The 18400-nt window shown below is 44.9% G+C and carries 19 protein-coding genes and 2 pseudogenes; 15 read left to right on the top strand and 6 right to left on the bottom strand.

Features of this window, described 5'->3' with window-relative positions; all coding sequences use genetic code 11:
* Entirely contained in the window at positions 1–1332 is a 1332-nt protein-coding gene (locus ACFQ3J_RS11435) for a sensor histidine kinase (RefSeq protein WP_251581751.1), read from the top strand.
* Between the two features lie 279 nt (positions 1333–1611).
* A complete protein-coding gene (locus ACFQ3J_RS11430; protein ID WP_379293312.1) occupies positions 1612–2766 on the top strand; it encodes a sn-glycerol-1-phosphate dehydrogenase in 1155 nt (384 codons plus the stop codon).
* 55 nt (positions 2767–2821) lie between these two features.
* On the opposite strand, the gene ACFQ3J_RS11425 is transcribed toward ACFQ3J_RS11430, so the two are convergent.
* Together ACFQ3J_RS11425 and ACFQ3J_RS11420 are read right to left on the bottom strand one after the other, a co-directional pair.
* A complete protein-coding gene (locus tag ACFQ3J_RS11425) occupies positions 2822–3013 on the bottom strand; it encodes a hypothetical protein (protein ID WP_091154715.1) in 192 nt (63 codons plus the stop codon).
* Between the two features lie 33 nt (positions 3014–3046).
* Positions 3047–3637, bottom strand: a complete 591-nt coding sequence (locus ACFQ3J_RS11420) for a helix-turn-helix domain-containing protein (RefSeq protein ID WP_091154718.1) — start codon at positions 3635–3637, stop codon at positions 3047–3049.
* A 321-nt stretch (positions 3638–3958) separates the two neighbouring features.
* Here ACFQ3J_RS11420 and ACFQ3J_RS11415 point away from each other — a divergent pair.
* From ACFQ3J_RS11415 to ACFQ3J_RS11360, 12 genes and pseudogenes are all read left to right on the top strand, one after another.
* Positions 3959–4351, top strand: a pseudogene (locus ACFQ3J_RS11415) (phage holin family protein); the annotation flags it as partial.
* Between the two features lie 412 nt (positions 4352–4763).
* Entirely contained in the window at positions 4764–5051 is a 288-nt protein-coding gene (locus tag ACFQ3J_RS11410) for a Dabb family protein (protein ID WP_091154723.1), read from the top strand.
* 154 nt (positions 5052–5205) lie between these two features.
* Positions 5206–5655: a DUF86 domain-containing protein gene (locus tag ACFQ3J_RS11405; protein WP_251581747.1), complete on the top strand. Its 450-nt coding sequence runs from the start codon at positions 5206–5208 to the stop codon at positions 5653–5655.
* Between the two features lie 85 nt (positions 5656–5740).
* Positions 5741–6640 carry a DUF4261 domain-containing protein gene (locus ACFQ3J_RS11400; RefSeq protein WP_251581745.1) on the top strand — a complete coding sequence of 300 codons (900 nt, stop codon included), beginning with the start codon at positions 5741–5743 and terminating at the stop codon, positions 6638–6640.
* Between the two features lie 111 nt (positions 6641–6751).
* Positions 6752–7213 carry a DUF948 domain-containing protein gene (locus ACFQ3J_RS11395; RefSeq protein ID WP_251581744.1) on the top strand — a complete coding sequence of 154 codons (462 nt, stop codon included), beginning with the start codon at positions 6752–6754 and terminating at the stop codon, positions 7211–7213.
* 6 nt (positions 7214–7219) lie between these two features.
* Positions 7220–7558 carry a YtxH domain-containing protein gene (locus tag ACFQ3J_RS11390; RefSeq protein WP_091154734.1) on the top strand — a complete coding sequence of 113 codons (339 nt, stop codon included), beginning with the start codon at positions 7220–7222 and terminating at the stop codon, positions 7556–7558.
* Between the two features lie 194 nt (positions 7559–7752).
* On the top strand, positions 7753–8559 hold the full coding sequence (racE, locus tag ACFQ3J_RS11385) for a glutamate racemase (protein ID WP_091159036.1): 807 nt from the start codon (positions 7753–7755) through the stop codon (positions 8557–8559).
* 183 nt (positions 8560–8742) lie between these two features.
* Entirely contained in the window at positions 8743–9627 is an 885-nt protein-coding gene (locus ACFQ3J_RS11380) for a M14 family metallopeptidase (RefSeq protein ID WP_251581743.1), read from the top strand.
* 124 nt (positions 9628–9751) lie between these two features.
* Positions 9752–10003, top strand: coding sequence for a hypothetical protein (locus ACFQ3J_RS11375; protein ID WP_251581742.1), 252 nt, complete (start codon positions 9752–9754; stop codon positions 10001–10003).
* 251 nt (positions 10004–10254) lie between these two features.
* Positions 10255–10557, top strand: a complete 303-nt coding sequence (locus tag ACFQ3J_RS11370) for an iron-sulfur cluster assembly accessory protein (protein ID WP_251581741.1) — start codon at positions 10255–10257, stop codon at positions 10555–10557.
* A 101-nt stretch (positions 10558–10658) separates the two neighbouring features.
* Positions 10659–10829: pseudogene (locus ACFQ3J_RS11365) on the top strand (DUF1450 domain-containing protein).
* Between the two features lie 80 nt (positions 10830–10909).
* Positions 10910–11191: a hypothetical protein gene (locus tag ACFQ3J_RS11360; RefSeq protein ID WP_091154743.1), complete on the top strand. Its 282-nt coding sequence runs from the start codon at positions 10910–10912 to the stop codon at positions 11189–11191.
* An 81-nt stretch (positions 11192–11272) separates the two neighbouring features.
* On the opposite strand, the gene ACFQ3J_RS11355 is transcribed toward ACFQ3J_RS11360, so the two are convergent.
* Both ACFQ3J_RS11355 and ACFQ3J_RS11350 read right to left on the bottom strand, forming a co-directional pair.
* On the bottom strand, positions 11273–13216 hold the full coding sequence (locus tag ACFQ3J_RS11355; protein ID WP_251581740.1) for an LTA synthase family protein: 1944 nt from the start codon (positions 13214–13216) through the stop codon (positions 11273–11275).
* A 121-nt stretch (positions 13217–13337) separates the two neighbouring features.
* Positions 13338–14483 (bottom strand): THUMP domain-containing class I SAM-dependent RNA methyltransferase, encoded by a 1146-nt coding sequence (locus ACFQ3J_RS11350; protein ID WP_091154745.1) that lies wholly within the window; start codon positions 14481–14483, stop codon positions 13338–13340.
* 206 nt (positions 14484–14689) lie between these two features.
* On the opposite strand from ACFQ3J_RS11350, the gene ACFQ3J_RS11345 reads away from it, so the two are divergent.
* Entirely contained in the window at positions 14690–15322 is a 633-nt protein-coding gene (locus ACFQ3J_RS11345) for an O-methyltransferase (protein WP_251581739.1), read from the top strand.
* Between the two features lie 76 nt (positions 15323–15398).
* Here ACFQ3J_RS11345 and ACFQ3J_RS11340 read toward each other — a convergent pair whose 3' ends face one another.
* Positions 15399–16610, bottom strand: a complete 1212-nt coding sequence (locus ACFQ3J_RS11340) for an asparaginase (RefSeq protein WP_091154749.1) — start codon at positions 16608–16610, stop codon at positions 15399–15401.
* A gap of 330 nt (positions 16611–16940) precedes the next feature.
* A complete protein-coding gene (locus tag ACFQ3J_RS11335) occupies positions 16941–18146 on the bottom strand; it encodes an MFS transporter (RefSeq protein WP_251581737.1) in 1206 nt (401 codons plus the stop codon).
* Positions 18147–18400: the final 254 nt, after the last annotated feature.

Below are 18400 nucleotides of genomic sequence, written 5' to 3'. Positions count from 1 at the left end.
ATGAGAACACTTCGCATTCGTTCGTTTACTATACTGCTTTTCTTCTTCATACTGCTAGTGCCGTGGATCTTCTATGTGACAGCACATTTCATGGAGACAAAAACGCTCAGCTTTGCAAAAAACGGGTTGCAAGACGAGATTCTGCAAAGACAACTGTTCGAGACCGTACACCTGATCGAAACCAATTCGGACAAATGGAGGGATCCGAATTGGCAAAACCAATTGCATAATGAGTTGCGGCAGGCGAAGATGGAAGCGGCTATTCTATCCGCGTCAGATCAGGAAATTTATCGGTCTAATCCGCAGAGCCATGGCAAATTGTCTTCCACCGAACGGTTCACCATCATAAAGGACGGTCATTTACTTGGAAAGGTCGTTATTTATCTGCCGAAGTCAAATGCGGTTCAGATAATTTCGATATTTGCCGGACTATTGTTAGCTTTCTTTATTATCGGTGTTGAAATGCGAAGGTTTCTTCTTAAGCCTCTCGAAAGGATGAGCTTTGCAGCTAGAAAAATCGCCGCAGGAGATTGGGAGGTGGAGTTGCCTGGATCCAGGATCACTGAAATTTCTGAAGTGCGCGATGCATTCGCAGTGATGGTGAATGGAATTCAAAAAGCTTTTCAAAAACAAGCGGAATTGGAAGAAGAACGTCGATTCGTGATCGCAGCTGTCGCGCATGATTTACGGACCCCTCTCTTCGCATTACGAGGTTATTTGGATGGTCTGGAGCAGGGCATTGCCCAATCTCCGGATAAAATAACCAAATATTTGACGGTTTGTAAGGAAAAATCGGCGCAATTGGACCGGTTGGTAGAGGACCTTTTCACATTTACAAAGATGGAGCATCTGGAGATGAATCTTCATTATCAGAGGATTGATTTTAAACTTATCATCTTGAAATCAATTGAAAGTTTAAGTCCGCAAGCTCGGCAAAAGAACATCTCGATCTTGAACCATACTGTAGACGACTGCTTCGTTAACGGTGACATGCACTTATTGGAACGTGCGATGAACAATTTTTTGGATAATGCCGTCAGACACACACCCTCCTATGGTGAAATTGTTGTTCAATGTTATAAAGAGGGTAACAAAATAAAGTTTGCGATACGTGATACAGGTCCGGGCTTCTCCCCGGAAGAACTATATCGAGTTTTTGAACCTCTATATCGTGGTGAAGTATCTAGAAATCGTTCAACTGGAGGTAGCGGATTAGGGTTGACCATTTCACAAAGAATTGTAAGGCGACACGGGGGTGAACTTTGCGCAGGTAACCATTCGGAAGGTGGAGCACTGCTTACAGGCTGGATACCTGCAGCTGGGCCGGATTAAAAATTGACCTCTTGCGTCAGCCGCTCTTGTTCAGCAAGCCCTAGTTCGAAATTATGCTAACTGTCTTAGGCACGTGGTCATGACTCCCGTCAATTCTGGAGGGAGTTTATTTGTTGGCCACTTCCGCCAAAACGGAGGAGGAATTTGCTTTCCTCAAGAGAAAGTCCCCCTCTAGACAGCAGCTTGCTGTCTTTTATTTTTGTTTGACAATTTGTACGTACATATTAGAAACTGAGAATATAAACGATCATACAGGAGGTAAGGGTAATGAGTATGAGTATGAGTATGAATGATTGTATTGCCGAGTGGAATGAAGAAGCGAGTCAGTGTACATGCGGCAATCCACACCGTACGGTAGAAATGCATATTTGCTTGGAGGATGGAGCACTTGCGCAAATGGCTCCTTATCTGATCAAGCAGGATTATAAAAAAGTAACGGTCGTATTTGATGAGCATACCAAACAAGCAGCAGGCGATGAAGTCATCTCTTATCTAAAAACGGCGGGAGTCATTACTGACGAGCTGTTTCTGCCTGGAAACACCGGAGGTGAGGTTGTTGCGGATGAAGTATTTATCGTTAAGGTTCTGTTAGGCATCTCCAAGGATACAGAGGTGATCATCGCAGTTGGCTCTGGCACCATACATGATCTTGTCCGTTTTGTTTGTTTCAAGATGAATAAGCCTTTTGTATCCGTTCCGACAGCAGCATCTGTTGACGGTTTCACTTCTGCAGGCGCCCCTCTTATCGTGGATGGCACGAAGCAGACGTTTCAGGCGATTCCACCGGAAGCGATCTTTGCAGATTTGAGTGTTCTTGCGAAAGCTCCGCAAGTCATGACGGCTGCTGGCTTCGGAGATATGCTTGGTAAATTCACATCTCTTGCTGATTGGCAAATATCACGGGACCTTGGAGGCGAACCTTATTGTCCGCTTGCCTACCGCATGACGGAAGAAGCGCTGATGGATTGTGTTCATCATGTGAATGAGATCGCTGAGGGCAGCATACAAGGAGTTAAAATTTTGATGGAAGCATTGATTGCTTCCGGCATCTCGATGCTGATCATTGATCATTCTCGGCCAGCTTCCGGTGGTGAGCATCATATATCCCATCGTCTGGAGATGGAATTTCTTCAGCAGGGTAAAAAAGCGATTTTGCATGGGGCGAAAGTGGGCGTTGCATCCGCACTGCTCTCAGATATATATCGTGGGCTCTATAAGAGCGGGCAGGAAGAAGCTTTTGATGCTTATAAGGATCTGCCTAAGAAGGAGCAAATGCAGGATTGGCTCAGCCGCACCGGAGGTCCATCAACTATACAAGAGCTCGGTGTAACCGATGAACAGCTGGAGCGTGCGATGAGGACCGCACATACCTTAAGAGCGAGATACACAGGACTCAAATATATAAATGAGACAAAGACAGAACAGAAGGATTAGCTGGCAAAAATACAGGATAAAAATATCTGACTTGTACGTACAAATTTATAATAGATTATGGTACCGAATCTGGACGTGCTGTGCTTGTGAAGCTGTCTGAAGCACCACGCGGCTCAAGAGGAGCTGACCGAATCAATGAGATCGCCGCCGCACGCGGGGAAGCCTTTCTCAAGCGGTAAGGCGGTAAATCCTCATCGGAGATGAAATAGTAAAAGAAGAGCATTCCTTGCAAGAGCAGATAGCTCATGCAGGGAATGCTCTGTTACCCATACGGGAGATATTATGAATTCTGTTTCAAAATAATGTCTGCAAAAAGTATCGACTTTGGAACTTTGAAAAATTGCTCTGCCTGATCCTGGAACGCAGAAGAGGGCATGGTTCCTTGATGGAGCCATTTACGGAATGTTCCCGGATGAACCCCGATCCAGTGACTCACATCCGTAACGGACAAGTCATGGACCATGCATAATCCAGTCAATATCCGATTACTTACTGGCGAGCGAGTAACCGTTCGCTTCATGAATCGGGAGGATTCCGGCTGACAAATGACAGGACTGTTTCTAATGACATCTTCGTTAAACAAAATATGGCGCGGATAACCGAGTAAGTGACATACTTTATCCAGATTAGTGCTTCCTGGGATTCGACCTTCATACACCCATGCGCTGACACTTCTTGATGAAATCGACAGATCTTCAGCTAACTGTGATAATTTGATGTCGTTTGCCATGAGAACGGCAAGCAATATACGGTTGCGAACCTGACAGCGTGTCGGCCTGCGAAATCGCTTTACGCGTACGCCTTTTCCCAGATATTTGCGGTTGATCAGAGACCACGCCTGGATCGAATGTTGTTCTTGTTGTTTAGGCATATTTCCTCCGATTTTTTAAACAAATACTACAACAAAATAAGCGGTCGTTTCAAGTGTCGACATGACCACCTTTGAAAGCATATTCATATGCGAGGAGCCTTGTTAAGGGAAAATCGGACTATGGATGAACCCATTTTTCTCCTATTAAATGTATGTGGAGTTAGTATAGACCAATGAAATCAGGGTAAAACCGTTTAAAAATAGGCCTTAAGACTCAAAAATGGACAAACAATTGATTTCATAAAAATCAAAATAAATTCGTGTCACTTTTCCATTATTTTCATAGATTAATAGAGAGAAAAGGAAGAGGTGGGGGCATGAATGAATCCGGCATTAATCAATATGATCCTCGGATTTGTATGGGCTTTCTTCACATTTGCGTTTGGGGGATGGACGCAGCTGCTTATCTTGCTATGTATTGCGATGGCCATTGATTATATCACCGGAGTTGCGGCTGCAATCCGTACAGGCAGTAGGTTGAACAGCAAGATTGGCTTCTGGGGACTGACACGCAAAGGTCTGATGCTGCTTGTTATTTTACTTGCACACCAGATCGACCAGTTAATCGGGACAGATGTAATTAAAGGCGGGGCGATGTACTTTTACCTGGCCAATGAATTGATCTCCATTACAGAGAATTACAACCGCATCGGACTTCCTCTCCCTGCAAAATTAAGAGAGATCATAGAGCTCGTTAAGAAGCAGGCGGATGATGACGAAGAGGAGGTCTTGCGCAGACGTGCAGGGGATGATGAAGGGACTGAATTGAGACGAGCAGTAGAGAACGGCAGCGAATCAAACACTATCCAATCAGACACTGAAGATGAGGAGCTTGAAGCGATCAAACACTCTGTAGACGAAGATATATTAAGTCAATTTGGACCGCGGAAGGATAGAAGAGAGAAGCATGATGCAGATTCACAAGGGCCTGAGTAATAGAGGCCTTTTTTGCTAGAAACTAAATATAGACAAACAATACCGTTTTTGATCTATATACTCTTAATTAAAGCAGCTTAGGGTAATATATAAAATTGATTCGTTTACCACTTTATTCGTGTTTATGTTATATTTTTTGTAAACGGAATCAAATTCATAAAATGATGACATGGGATAAGGAGCTATTATAATGATTAAACATATCGTGTTCTTTAAATTAAAGGATCGCTCAGACGCAAGCATTCAGGAGACAGCTCGTATTTTGCGCAGCATGGATGGCAGAATTGAGATGCTGAAATCACTGGAGATCGGAGTGGATGTCTTGAAATCGGAGCGCTCTTTCGATATTTCTCTGACAGCAGTTGTTGATTCCCTGGAGGCATTGGAGGCCTATCAGGTCCATCCCGTTCATCAAGAGATTATTAAGCATATGAGCGTTGTGAAAGATTCTTCTGTTGCAGTAGATTACGAAATCTAACTTACAAAGGGGAGTAGCAGGTGGGCGATTTAAAAGATGTAATGGAAACGATGTTTTTGCTGATCGTCATTTTAATTGCATGCCCGGTAATGTTCTTTTGGCTGAAACGAAAAAATAGACGTAACTGATTACCGACGAAACGGATGTGAACGTATTGTACTATGTAAATACAGATCAAATTGAATTGCGCTTGTCATCTATTCCCGAAATCACGGCTGGGCTCCGCCATGCACAGGCAAACTGGGATGGAGGAATTATCCTTGGCTTAGTTCAGGAACGTTCTCTGCATTTGGCTATAGAGATTGTTACAGACGTAGGCAGTTACCTGATCGATGGTTTTATTCTCCGGGATGCGAGCAGCTATGAAGACATCATTGAAATCGTTTATGAAGCAGGGGCATTTGATGAAGAGAGCTATAATCTGTTTATGGAGCTCGTGCCGCTGCGGAAGCCACTGGTACAGGATTATTACGCATGGGAGCGGACAAGCCAGCATAAGGTAACGCGGACTCTTCCTGATGTGCTGGATCGGTTCGCAGAACAAATTCGCTTATACCTCGAAAAAGAACTGGGGCCGTTTCAACAATCGCGGAGCCAGAAGTAATCGATATTCAAAAGTTCAGTTGAATCAAATTCATTGGTAAACGAATCATGTAATGGATTCACCTATTTTGTTTGGAGGAAATATCATGTCAGATCGCAAGAAAGAAAACTCCGGATTTCATCCGGTATATATGGCCGAGCTTCTGTTTAAGGATCTCCCTCAGCTGAAGGAAGAGAGGCTGATGGAGGTCATGAAGCGTTTGACCGGGAAAGCAAGAGTGATGAAACGACCTGTCAACAAGGACGCAGCGAATAAGGTTCAAAATCAGGCTGAGGTAACAGACAAAGAGCAGGAACTGCTTGTCATTATGCATATGGAGCATATGGTTAATTTTGAAGATGGGACTGTGCCTGCGCAGACCTGCATTCTGCCTGTCCACAAGATTCAGGACAAGAACCGCTTCAAAGGTGCTGTGGAACAGTCCTGGCATTGGAAAGAAGCAAATGATGTTACGGGTACATGCCAGTATCAGATTCGAATACATGATATGTTTACGGCGGCCCTGCCGCATAAAGAGCGACTGAAGCTGTTCCAGCAGGCATTGCTCGCTATTGTAGAAGTGACGCCTTGTGAAGCTATTTACTTCTACGGCAGCGACAAACTGGTGAAGCCCTCTGCCTATATCAAAGCTATCGAAGATGGCGATCATCTGTATGGTGCGATGAATGTAAGGCTGTATCAAGCAGGAGGCAGTGCAGCTAGACGTGAGCTTGTGATGGATACAGTAGGATTATCCTCACTTGGGGTGCCGGATTTCCAATGCCACTTTGCTGGTATGGACCCGGATGTTGTAGCTCGTACCTTATACGGTGCCGCCTATTATATATTTGATCAGGGTGATGTGATACAGGACGGTCAGCTGCTTGGTTCATCAGGGGAACATCGCTGGCGCTGTGAGCATCAGGAATCACTGGTTTCACCTCAAAGATATGTAATTGATCTGGATCCAGGAGCACCCTATTACGCTGGAAACATCTTGTCTTAATCGGGCTTTTTTGTAATCCATAGAATTTTGTTGTGTCAAGTCAGGCTCCTCCTGCTTATAATGCATTAACTAAAAAATGGGCGTTCGCCCGGTTAGCAGGAGGGTTGGAACATGGTCGAATGGAGTGTAGCGCTGATGGCAGGGGCATTTGTTATCCTGGCAGCTGCTGGTGTAATGATGCTTATTGAAGCAAGAAGCTTGATGAAGCAGGCTAAACGCAGTATAAGTCAGCTTGAAGAGAAAACCAATATGCTCGCTGTAGATACCTCAGCGATGATTCAAGGTACGAATAAAGCAATATCGGATATGCAGGGGCACCTGGAGAAGTCAGCGCCTCTCTTTGAATCTATCGCTTCACTTGGAACGGTGCTGCAGCAAGTTAACCGCACGATGGATGAGATCAGCGTCAAACTGTCTCGTTCAGCACACAAGCATGTGGATGGCGCACACCAGGACAATGAACAGCGTCTGGGTCAAATGTTCCGATACGTTGATGCAGCTATGACGGTATGGCACTCATGGCAGCGTAACTCTCCTGCTCCGGGTAATACTAGCCCGCGTGAGAAGGAGTGAACAGGCATGAAAGATACGAATAAAAGCTTGTTATGGGGTACTTTGCTTGGAACGATTGCCGGATCTATTACAGCGCTGCTATTTGCCCCAAAATCAGGTGCAGAGCTACGCGAAGATATAGCGGAGAATGCTAAGCTTGTTACAGAGAAGGGGCAGAATCTGATTGAGAAAGTCAGCGAGCAAAGTGTGAAGATCGCTTCCAAAGTAAAAGAATCAACCGAAGGCTTATTGCAAGAAATTCGGGGCAACAGTTCAGAAATTGAGATCGCTACAGTATCTGGGATAAGTAAACCTGCAAAGGCTGAGCAGGCTGCTGAGGATATAGCAGAGAACGATACAATATAGGCGAAAAGATGCGTAACAAAGGCCTGACTGCCGCTCCCCTGTAGATAAAGGGATGAGGCAAAAGGCCTTTTTGCGCTGAGCTTGGTTGAACGTCTATATTAAATCGGGTAAGATGTAGGTACCTTTTTGCTGTCCAAAACATAGGGTAGGATTGAAAAGGGATGGAAATATGTAAAGAAGGAAGCGGTGTGTTCGTGCAACAAGCTATCGCAATATTAGATTCCGGTGTTGGGGGGCTGACTGTAGCCAAGGAAGTGATGCGCCAGCTTCCGCGGGAAAAAGTCATTTATTTTGGAGATACGGCCCGCACACCATACGGACCCCGTTCGTCCGAGGAAGTAAAACAATTTACAGAACAAATCGTAGATTTTCTTATTCAATTTGATCCAAAAGTCATCGTTATTGCCTGCAATACGGCCACAGCAGCTGCACTGGACCATATATCGCAGAAAGTGGATATTCCGGTGATCGGTGTCATTCATCCCGGTGCCAGAGCGGCGATTACAGCCACCAAGACAGGCAATATTGGAGTCATCGGTACCATTGGTACGATCAACAGCGGGGCGTATACAGCAGCACTTAAGCAGCTGTCTCCATATATCAATGTTATGAGTCAAGCTTGTCCCGCTCTTGTCCCACTGGTAGAACAAGGGGACTTCAGGTCTGAGCATACGAGATCCACTGTTAGTGAGTCCTTGAATGGTATGAAAGATAAACCAATCGATACCCTTATACTAGGCTGTACTCATTATCCCTTCTTAATGGAGCCGATTGGTCAGGTTATGGGTCCTCATGTCAAATTAATCAGTTCGGCGGATGAGACCGCTAGAGAAACGAGCACCATCTTATATGATAAAGGAAAGCTTGCCATTGGGGATGAAACGCCGGTGCATCAGTTTTTTTGCTCGGGAGATCCAGTCATGTTTCAAAGTATTGCGAGATCCTGGCTTGGAGAGCAGATTCGTAACACACCAGTCGTATGGCATGTATCTAAACTGTAGCGGGATCATTTCATTATTAAAAAATAAGACAGCCAAGGAATTGAACAGTAAAGTTCAAGGATATGGCTGTCTTTTATACATAGCTAATTCCATAGGGATCTATCACGAATATGATGATCAGCAGCATATAATGCACGTAATATGGTTCTTGACCTTCACTTTGTTCATAGGAGGAGATAAGGGATGAATCTATACGGGTATCAGGAGCTGGAACAAGACCTGGATCGCTTAAGAAACCGAAGGCTGTCGATGTGTGAGCTGGGAGCTATAGGGCACAGTGTGCTTGGAAGAAGGATACCTTACATCCAAATAGGAAAGGGTCCGATTCAGCTCCATGTCAATGCAGGTATGCATGCGAATGAGTGGCTGAACGTTCCTTGTCTGATGCATTTTGTAAAATGCTACGTGACAGCGCTCGAAGAACAACAGGACTGGCATGGCTGCTTATCAGATGGATGGCCTGAACAGGTGACCTTATGGGTTGTTCCGATGCTCAATCCTGATGGCATAGAATTGGTACAGAACGGAGCAGACCACCACCCCTTTTGCAAGGAGCTCCTAGAAATGAATGGTGGCGATCCTGACTTCTCAGGCTGGAAGGCGAACATTCGGGGCATCGATCTGAATGATCAATTTCCTGCTCATTTTTACGAGGAGGCCAGACGCCGTTCAGTGACTTGTCCAGGACCAAGAGATTACGGAGGAGAACATCCCCTGACTGAACCGGAGTCCAGCGCACTGGCAGAATGGACGATGGACAAGAAATTTGACGCGATCATAGCTCTGCACAGTCAAGGTGAGGAGATATACTGGAATTATCGTGATTACGAGCCTGAGTTCAGTGAGGCTTGGGCACAGCATCTTGCTAACGCAACGGGGTATGTTCTGGTTAAATTGACGGAAAGTGATGCAGGATATAAAGATTGGTTTATTCAGAAGTATGGTAAACCTGGATTTACAGTTGAAACAGGATTCGGTACCAATCCGCTTCCGGTTAATCAATATACTCAGATTGCTGCTGAGGTCGAGCGTCTTATGGTGTCCACCATGCGATTGCTGCTTCGCTGACATTTGACGGTAAGCTATACACTTTGGAGCTTGAGCAGTGGGAGGTATGGAAACCTCCCCTGCATATTACACGTATGTTATGATAGTAATATCCCGTTGTAACGGGGGAAGGAGTATGATCATCATGAAATGGAAGAAGCTATTATCGCTAAAGTCTTGGGCTCATGTGTTTAAAGGGCTGCCTGCTCTTCTGATGTCTTCAGAGGTTCAATTGCAGGACAAGCTTCTTTTCTTGGTTCCTGCCGCGGTATATTGGGTTATGCCAGATGTGCTGCCGCTCCTCCCGATTGATGATATCGGAGTCACGATGTTTCTCATGAACTGGTTTGTTCAGAGGGCAGAACGAAAATACCCTCATGTTGCGGGGCGAAAATAGGTTTATATAGAATAGACAAATCAAATCATTTTGACCTATATATCCCCTTGATTTAAGCATCTATAGGTATTATGAAATTGATTCAATCCGCAGATATTGCTAAATACACTCATCTTGATTAAAATAAATGGTATTGAATTTTTGTTAACTGAAATCATTTCATAATACCATTTTGATACGTTATGAAATTGATTCAACTATAGATGGTTAACCATTTCTAGAAATAGATCACACTAGGAGATGAATTTACAATGAATGCAAAAATAACTCGTAATGCGGCTAAAGTACTTAAACGTGAACTGGCACTCCCTGAAAACGAAGGTAAATATGTACGCGTTCTGATCACGCTCGATCATGGAGATCATGTTCACTATGGGATTGACTTTGATACACCTAAAGAGAATGATGAGGTTGTATCTACAGACAAAGAAATCGACTTGGTGCTTGAAACAGGCAAGCCGATGCTTGATGGCATCAAAGTGGATTATCTGTATTTCCCTAAGGAAGGTTTCGTCATTACACACCCTTCGCAAGGAAATCACTTCAATAACTAATTGTTAAGAAGCCATTAACGATATTTTTCTGGTGAGAAGGGAAGTACATGGCTAACGATATTCGAGTTTGTGATAAATGAAAGCATGTTAAATTAAAGTCTATGGTGCCTAAGCTTCAGAAGATGGCTCCGGATGCCGAGATCAAGGTAGGCTGCAAATCGTATTGTGGACCTTGAGGTAAAAGAGCCTTTGTCTTTATTAATGGACGATACATCAGTGCGCCGACAGAGGAAGAAGTAATTGCCAAAGCAGCTCCATTTATTAAAAATTAAGTTCTGTGCATAACGACCTTTCTTAATATCCATGCTAACAGGTGTAGCAGGGACTTTGAGAGAGGAGTGTGCTTCTATCTATGAAACACGATCATTCCAGTCTGCAATCCTATACGACGGTGGCGCAAGCCTCCAACTCAGTAAAAAAACTGCATCATGCGGTATCGCAAGCGATGTCACATCCTACACCAGAAATGATCGAGCAAGCGAATAAGCGATTGCTGCGTGCAGAGAATGCGGTAGCGGTAGCCCGGCAGCAGCTGAACTTCAGCGGAACTGAGTTTGCAGAGGAAATTCTCTCAGAAGAAAAGGAACGTCTTTCATCACTTCATGCCAGCATGGCATCGACTGAAGACAACTGACCTGCATACCAATGAACCCCCGTTCTCATAAGAGACGGGGGTTTTGTTGATGGACTGGTTGGTATTTAATTCATTTGATCCTTATTTGGATGAAGAACGAAGCTTGGCGATGAGGTCGTAAGTAATCACTCGATCGGATACAGACAGCTGTTTTTTTGCTTCGTCAAATGTAGCTTCGCATGCGTTTACGTTTGTTTTTTCTCCTGACTCAACATCATAGCAGCTGCTATGTTCAAAGCGGTAGTCGTCAGAAGGAATGTAATAGTGCTCTCTTGTAGCAAAAGCGCCTGTACGAAGTACAACCGTCCGATTACGGCTATTCAACAGGTCGTTGCCCATGAAATACATTGAATCTGACTCAATGCCGAGCAGATGTAGAATTGTCGGTGCAATATCCATTTGCCCGGCAGGCTCCAGATATACTCCGGAACGTTCTCCATCAGGTAAATGGAGGAGAAAAGGTACCTGGTTCATGATTTGATGCATTTGGAGCTCATCCATATTCTTGCCGAGGAAGGCTTCATAGTTGGTCTGCTCTTTAAGAGAATTGTCGTGATCGCCATAGATCATAAAGATGGTATTTTCCCACAGCCCCTCCTCCTTCAGTCGCTCCACCAGTTCTCCGATTGCCGCATCTGAATAGTGCACGGCCTGCAGATAGTCGCCAAACAGAGTTCCATTAAACTGGCCCACATCCAGCTCTTGAATGGAATCGGGGAGAGTATATGGATGATGATTCGTGAGTGTAATCATAAAGGAGTAGAAGGGCTCCTGTTTGATGCCCGTCAGTTGATCAAGCGATTGCCGGAAAAATGACTTGTCTCCAAGCGACCAGCCGATCGGCTCATCCATTGTGTAATCATTTTTACTCATGAATTCGTCATATCCCATATTGTTATACATGGTGTACCGGTTCCAGAAGCTGCTCTCGTAAGCATGATAAGCAGCGGTATAATATCCCTGCTCTCCTAGAACTGACGGGAGAGAATCATACGTATGATCCGGATAGCGGGTGAATACAGACCCTTTCGGCAGGGGGTGTAACGATATGTTGGCAGATAAGTCAGCATCGGAGGTGCGTCCCTGTCCGGTCTGGTGGTAGAAATTTTTATAATATAAGCTGTCCCTCATTAACGCATTGAGATGCGGGGTGATTTCCTGTCCGTTTATGTTTTTGTTAATAACAAAATTCATCAAAGCTTCAACCTGTACGAGCATGACATTTTTACCCTTATATTGGCCAAAAGTGTCCGATGAGACAGCTGTTAGTGCCTGCTGCTGCTTATGATCAAAAAATTGTTTGACCTCGTTCATTTCCTCATCCGTCAGGTCTGCTTGGCTGTTCTGCTGCTCCTTGTTATACCGGTATAGATCGTAACCATGGAATCCGAGCAAGCCAGTCACATTATATAAGCTGAGGTTCCACCAATTGCCGTTAAACAGACCGACGGCCCATGTACGGTTGTAAAATTCAATGGGACCGAATGTAAGAACCGCACCGATGACAAGAGCGAGGGTGCCGCTGATGAATCGCTTCCACTTCGAGGTATGATACATAGGTAAATGATGTTTATCTGCGCTTCGCACTCCACCTGTACGTTTAGTGAGGACCAGCAGACACAAGAAATAAACGGCTAGCAGCAGTAGATCTGCAAAAAACCAAAGATCGGCGAATCTCATAAGTGAGAAAATACTGTCATCCAGCGAGCTTAGTTGACCGGCCTGCAGCAGTACAGGAATCGTGATGAAATCTTGAAAGTACCGATAATAGACGAGGTCAGCATAGATGAGTGAGCTGAGCAGCACATTCAGTACAATCAGGGCGATGAATCTTGCACGCTGCGGCAGCCACAGCACCCAGAAGGAGACGAGCAGCAAAGATCCGAAAGTAATGACATAATCGAGAAAATTCATATCTATATTTCTGGCATTGAGCTGGCTGTGGAAGTATCCCAGCTTGAGAATCATCAAGATCACAAATACGAGGTAATACCAATATCGTGAACCCTTCCACTTCTTAGACAAGCATTATTCCTCCTTTGAACGTACATGCTACAAGGTGCATTATATCCTCCGTCCTGTCGTTTATTATGGACTAAAAAAAGAGTAAACGGCATAAGGTTTACTCTTTTGTGTTCATGATGCTCTAGTTACGATCTGGTTTTGGAGGCAGAGGACCTAGAAATTGATAATACTGAGTCTCAATTCGTCCGTTAAACAGCTTTCTGCGCTTATCCGCCTTCTGATTGAAGTATCGTTCAAACGATTTGGTCGACGTAATGGCAAAGAAGGACCATGTTGGTACCTCGGCTGCCACTCTGCCAAGCTGACGAATGAGCTTCTCAACCTCGGCTTGTTCTCCAAGTCGTTCGCCGTATGGAGGGTTGGTAATAAGACATCCGTAATCTCCGGATAAGCGAACTTTTGCTACAGGCAGAACATCAAGCTTAATTTCCTTGGCGAATCCGGCACTCTTGACTGCAGCTTGAGCAACCTCGATCACGCCCGGGTCCATATCGCTGCCGGCAATTTGCAGAGGTATATCATCTTTCACAGAGTCAAACGCTTCCTCACGGGCTTCATCCCACAATTCTTTGGATACGAGCGGCCAATGCTCGCTATTAAACGAACGGCGAAGTCCAGGGGCGATATTCCAGCCGATCATTGCCGCTTCAACGAGCAGTGTTCCCGACCCGCAGAATGGATCGTAGAAGGGACGATGCGGGCCCCAGCGGCTGAGCTGAATGAGAGCAGCTGCCAAGGTCTCTTTGAGCGGAGCTTCTGTAACCAGCTTGCGATAGCCCCGCTTGTGAAGGCCTGCTCCGCTTGTATCCAGGGTCAGAAGTGCGATATCGTTATGAAGGTTAACCTCAATGACAAAACGGGCTCCGTTCTCCGGAAACCATTCCGTATGATAGGTTTGCTTCAGCTTCTCAACGATTGCTTTTTTGACAATACCTTGTGATGCAGGCACGCTGCTCAGCTGAGATTTATGGGATCTTCCTTCTACGGGGAACTCACCATTCTGAGGTATCCATTCCTGCCAGGGAAGGGCCTTGGTTCCTTCGAACAATTCGTCAAAGGTTGTAGCCTTGAACTCACCCATCTTGACAAGAATTCGATCGGCGCTTCGCAGCCATAAGTTACACCGGGCAATATCGATAAAATCGGCTGCAAAAGTAACTCTTCCGTTCTCTACAGTTATATCCTCATAACCGAGCAGCTTTAGTTCTCTGGATACGACGGATTCAAGTCCCATTGGTGTCGTTGCGATTAATTGCAAAGGTTGCATTGAATTGCTTCAGCTCCATCCTGGTGACATTCTATTTTTAGATCTGATACGAATAGGATGCCCCAATATATTTTCAGCAAGCCTTGCTTGCCAAGGCTTGTACCAGTACAATAAGGTACGCGCCTATCTCGGCTTATTTAAACAAACATTTATTATAAATTAATTGAATGAAGAAGGAAAGTTATTTAAGGAGGATTCCATATCCGATGATGATTACACCCGATGATTATGTTTCTAAATTATATGAAGAAGATGAAATGCTGAAGGAAGTGCTAGAAACGATTAAAGAGCGCGGCATGCCTGAAGTATCGGTCGCAGCGGCATACGGGCGGCTGCTCACGATGCTTGTGCGAACCTCGCGTGCAGAACAGATTCTTGAGATTGGTGCACTGGGAGGATACAGCGGAATTTGTCTGAGCCGAGGACTAGGGGAGACAGGTAAATTGACCTCTCTTGAAATTAAAGAAGAATACGCTGCGCTTGCTTACGAGCATCTGAGCAAAGCGGGCTTCGGCGATCGAGTGGAGTATCGTATAGGGCCTGCAGCAGACAGCTTGAGAAGCATGAAAGAGGAAGGAAAGAAATTTGACTTCTTTTTTATAGATGCTGATAAACTGAATTATCCTGTATACTTGGAATTTGCGATTGAATTGTCGAATCCAGGTGCTCTCATTGTTGGTGATAATTGCTTCTTGCGTGGGAGGACTTTGAATCATGAGAAGAATGGTCCTTCTGTCCAGGCAGTTAGAAGGTTTAATGAGCTGATGGCTTCCGATGACCGGTTAATTAGTACATTGATTCCGGCTTATGACGGACTTGCTATTGCATATGTAAAATAAACAACGAACCCCCTCGATTGCTTTATAACCGAGGAGGTTCGTTCATGTATTAGGGATTTGAACAATATAATTCCGTTTATACTTCGGATTTTCCGTATGTTTCAAACCAGCCTTTGATTGTATCGAAGTCATCTGTGAATGCTAAGGAGAGAAGAAGCAGAATCCGAGCATGCTGCGGGCTGAGATTATCCCCAGATATGATTCCCTCACCGCCGCTATAGACACTTCCCGAACCTGTGCGTGTCGTAGTTACGAAGACTACACCTTCCTCAATCGCCGTTCTTCTTTCGGCACTCATCGCACTGGAGATTCCGCCAGCACCTGTTCCGGAGGTGACAATACCCTTTGCTCCGTTCGCCACAAATCCGCTGATGGCGCCTCCGCCTGCTTGTTGATAAGAGATGGCAATTTCAACTTTGGTATCAGCCAGTTTTTCTTTCGTAATTTTGGAGAGATCGAAGACAGGCTTAGCTGTACCTTCCGGCTTCATTGCCCGTGCAGGAGCACGATAAATACGGATATTATCTCCATCTATGTATCCGAGAGCGCCGAGTACAGGGGTCTCAAAAGTGTCCGTGCGATAAGCGTTCGTTTTGGTTACACCGCGTGCGGAATGAAGCGTATCGTTAAGCATCAATACAGTGCCGAACGATGTTGTGCGTCCGCTTGCAGCCAGCTTTATCGCATTAAACAGATTGGCTTGTGCATCAGAGCCTATAACCGTCCAAGGACGCATGGAACCTGTAATAATAACGGGCTTATCGCTTTGGACTGTGAGGTCAAGGAAGTAAGCAATCTCTTCCATGGTATCCGTACCTGTTGTTACTACGACACTGTCATAAGTTTCAAGCGCTTTATCAACCGACATCGACAGATCGTATAGGTCGGGTATGGTGTAAGCGGAAGAACCCGAATTGCCAAATTGCAGTGTGTTCACTTCAGCAAGCTTGTCCAGGTTAGGAAGGGAGCCCACCATATCACCTATGGCAAGAGAGCCTGCTCTGTAATTGGTGAAGCTGGTCTCATCTGTGGATTGTCCGGCAATCGTACCGCCTGTGCCAATGACAAGAACATTGGGCAATTCAGAGGTTTTGGCAGACTCAGTGAGAGGAGGGATCGTCGTATTGCGGATAGGTGCTGTGGACTGAACAGGAGAGGAAGTTCCCTGCACGACAATGGTAGCCGCGCTTGCAGTAGAAGCGATGGGGGATAGAGAGAGGGTTAGTGCGGTTAGTGCGGCTGTGCTCCAAAGGACAAAGTGTTTGCTGATTCTGTTGTTAGGTTTCATTCCGTGTCACTCCTCTTATGCAAATGTTGGAAGGTATTCTTGAGGAGTATTCTATATTAATGTTATATAAAATGACAATCTATAGAAATGAGAGTAAATATAAGTAATTCATCGTAAATAAGAGATAATGCTATAATTATTAAGATAATTGAATAAATATAAGTGTATTTTAAATGGATATGAGTATTATTTGAAAGTAATCCACGAATATTAATGTTATATATACTTACATATGAATTGTGTCTGAATATCATTCATATATCAAAAAGACATTCTAACCTGCTCAACTAGAGGTAGAATGTCTTTTTTTGATAACTCAGTAATGGTCTGCTATACAGATGACTTTTTCCGCGAATATAGCTTCATACGAACCCATATCACATTGATCAACAGAAGCGAGCCCGAGATAATGAACAAGCCTTCAATACCTATAAAGCCTGATAGGAAGCCGCCTGCTACAGCACCAATCATATTTCCTAGTGCCAGAGTGCTGCTGTTGAATCCAAAGGCACGACTCTCCATTCCGTCTGGTGTATAGGATCGAATCAAGGAATTGACACTTGGTAGAAGACCACCCATAAATATACCCATTAGGAACCGAATCAGGATCAGCTGACCTACATTTTGTACAAAAGCTTGAGGTATCAGGGTCACTGCTGCTCCAATAAGGGCAAAGGTGAGTATACGATGCGAACCGATCTTATCACTTAGCTTCCCGAGTAGCGGTGAAGCAACCATATTTGATATTCCTGCAACAGCGCTGACCATACCGGCAAAAAAAGCGAGATTCTCTACCGTACCATTCAGTTGAAGCACATACAGCGGAAGCAGAGACATGGGACTGATCATGGCAAACTGCAGTAAGAAGGTGACGGCGAACAGCGCAGGCAGCTGTGGTGTTTTGGTTAGCTCATGCAGCCCTCCGAGCACCGACTGCGCTGGCAATTGTGCAGCTTCTTCACGGTCGAAGTTCTCTCTGACAAGGAATAGCGCCAGTAGTGATGCAGAGAAGATCAGAATGCCTGTGATATAGAAAATAGGTCTAAAGCCGACGAGGTCAGCTAATATGCCTCCGATTAAAGGACCGAGAATGGTTCCGGCAACCTGACCCGATTGGACAGTTCCCATGGCAAATCCCATTCGGTCCTTGGGTGTTGTCCCTGAAATGAGCGCAACCGAAGCAGGATTAAAGCCTGAAATTGTACCATTCAGCAGTCTTAGAAACAGCAAATGCCATGGGTTTTGCGCAAATCCCATGAGGGTAATAACAATCGCCATGCCGAAGCCTGAGCGTAGCAGCATAATTTTGCGGCCGTATTTGTCAGCAAGCTTACCCCACAGAGGTTGAAATACAAAGGAGGTTACGAAATTAGCTGCAAAGATAAAGCCTGCCCATAGTCCGATCTCACGTTCTCCAGTCACTCCCAAATCCTGGGCAAGGTATAAAGATAGAAAGGGAGTAACCATTGTCATGCCGGCATTTACTAGAAATTGTCCGAACCATAGCACGATAAGGTTAATTTTCCATGATTTCAATAGATGAGGGTCACTTCCTTTCTGCCGTTCCTTACGGTTCAATTGTTGCCATTATTTTAGTATAACACACTACCGGAAGAACCGTTTCTCGAACGGAGCTTCATGAATAATCGCTTTATCGGTTCTTCAGAAGGCATTCATATGCTTTAGAGAACCTTCATCGAATTGTCAATGGATGTTCGATTTCGCTTACTTGTTAGTGAGTTTTAAAAAGGGCATAATGGAAATTATAGAAACGACATTATTGGAGGCCA

The sequence above is a fragment of the Paenibacillus provencensis genome, from assembly GCF_042678545.1.
Classification (GTDB): domain Bacteria; phylum Bacillota; class Bacilli; order Paenibacillales; family Paenibacillaceae; genus Paenibacillus; species Paenibacillus provencensis.
This window is presented reverse-complemented; position numbering and strand designations above follow the sequence as displayed.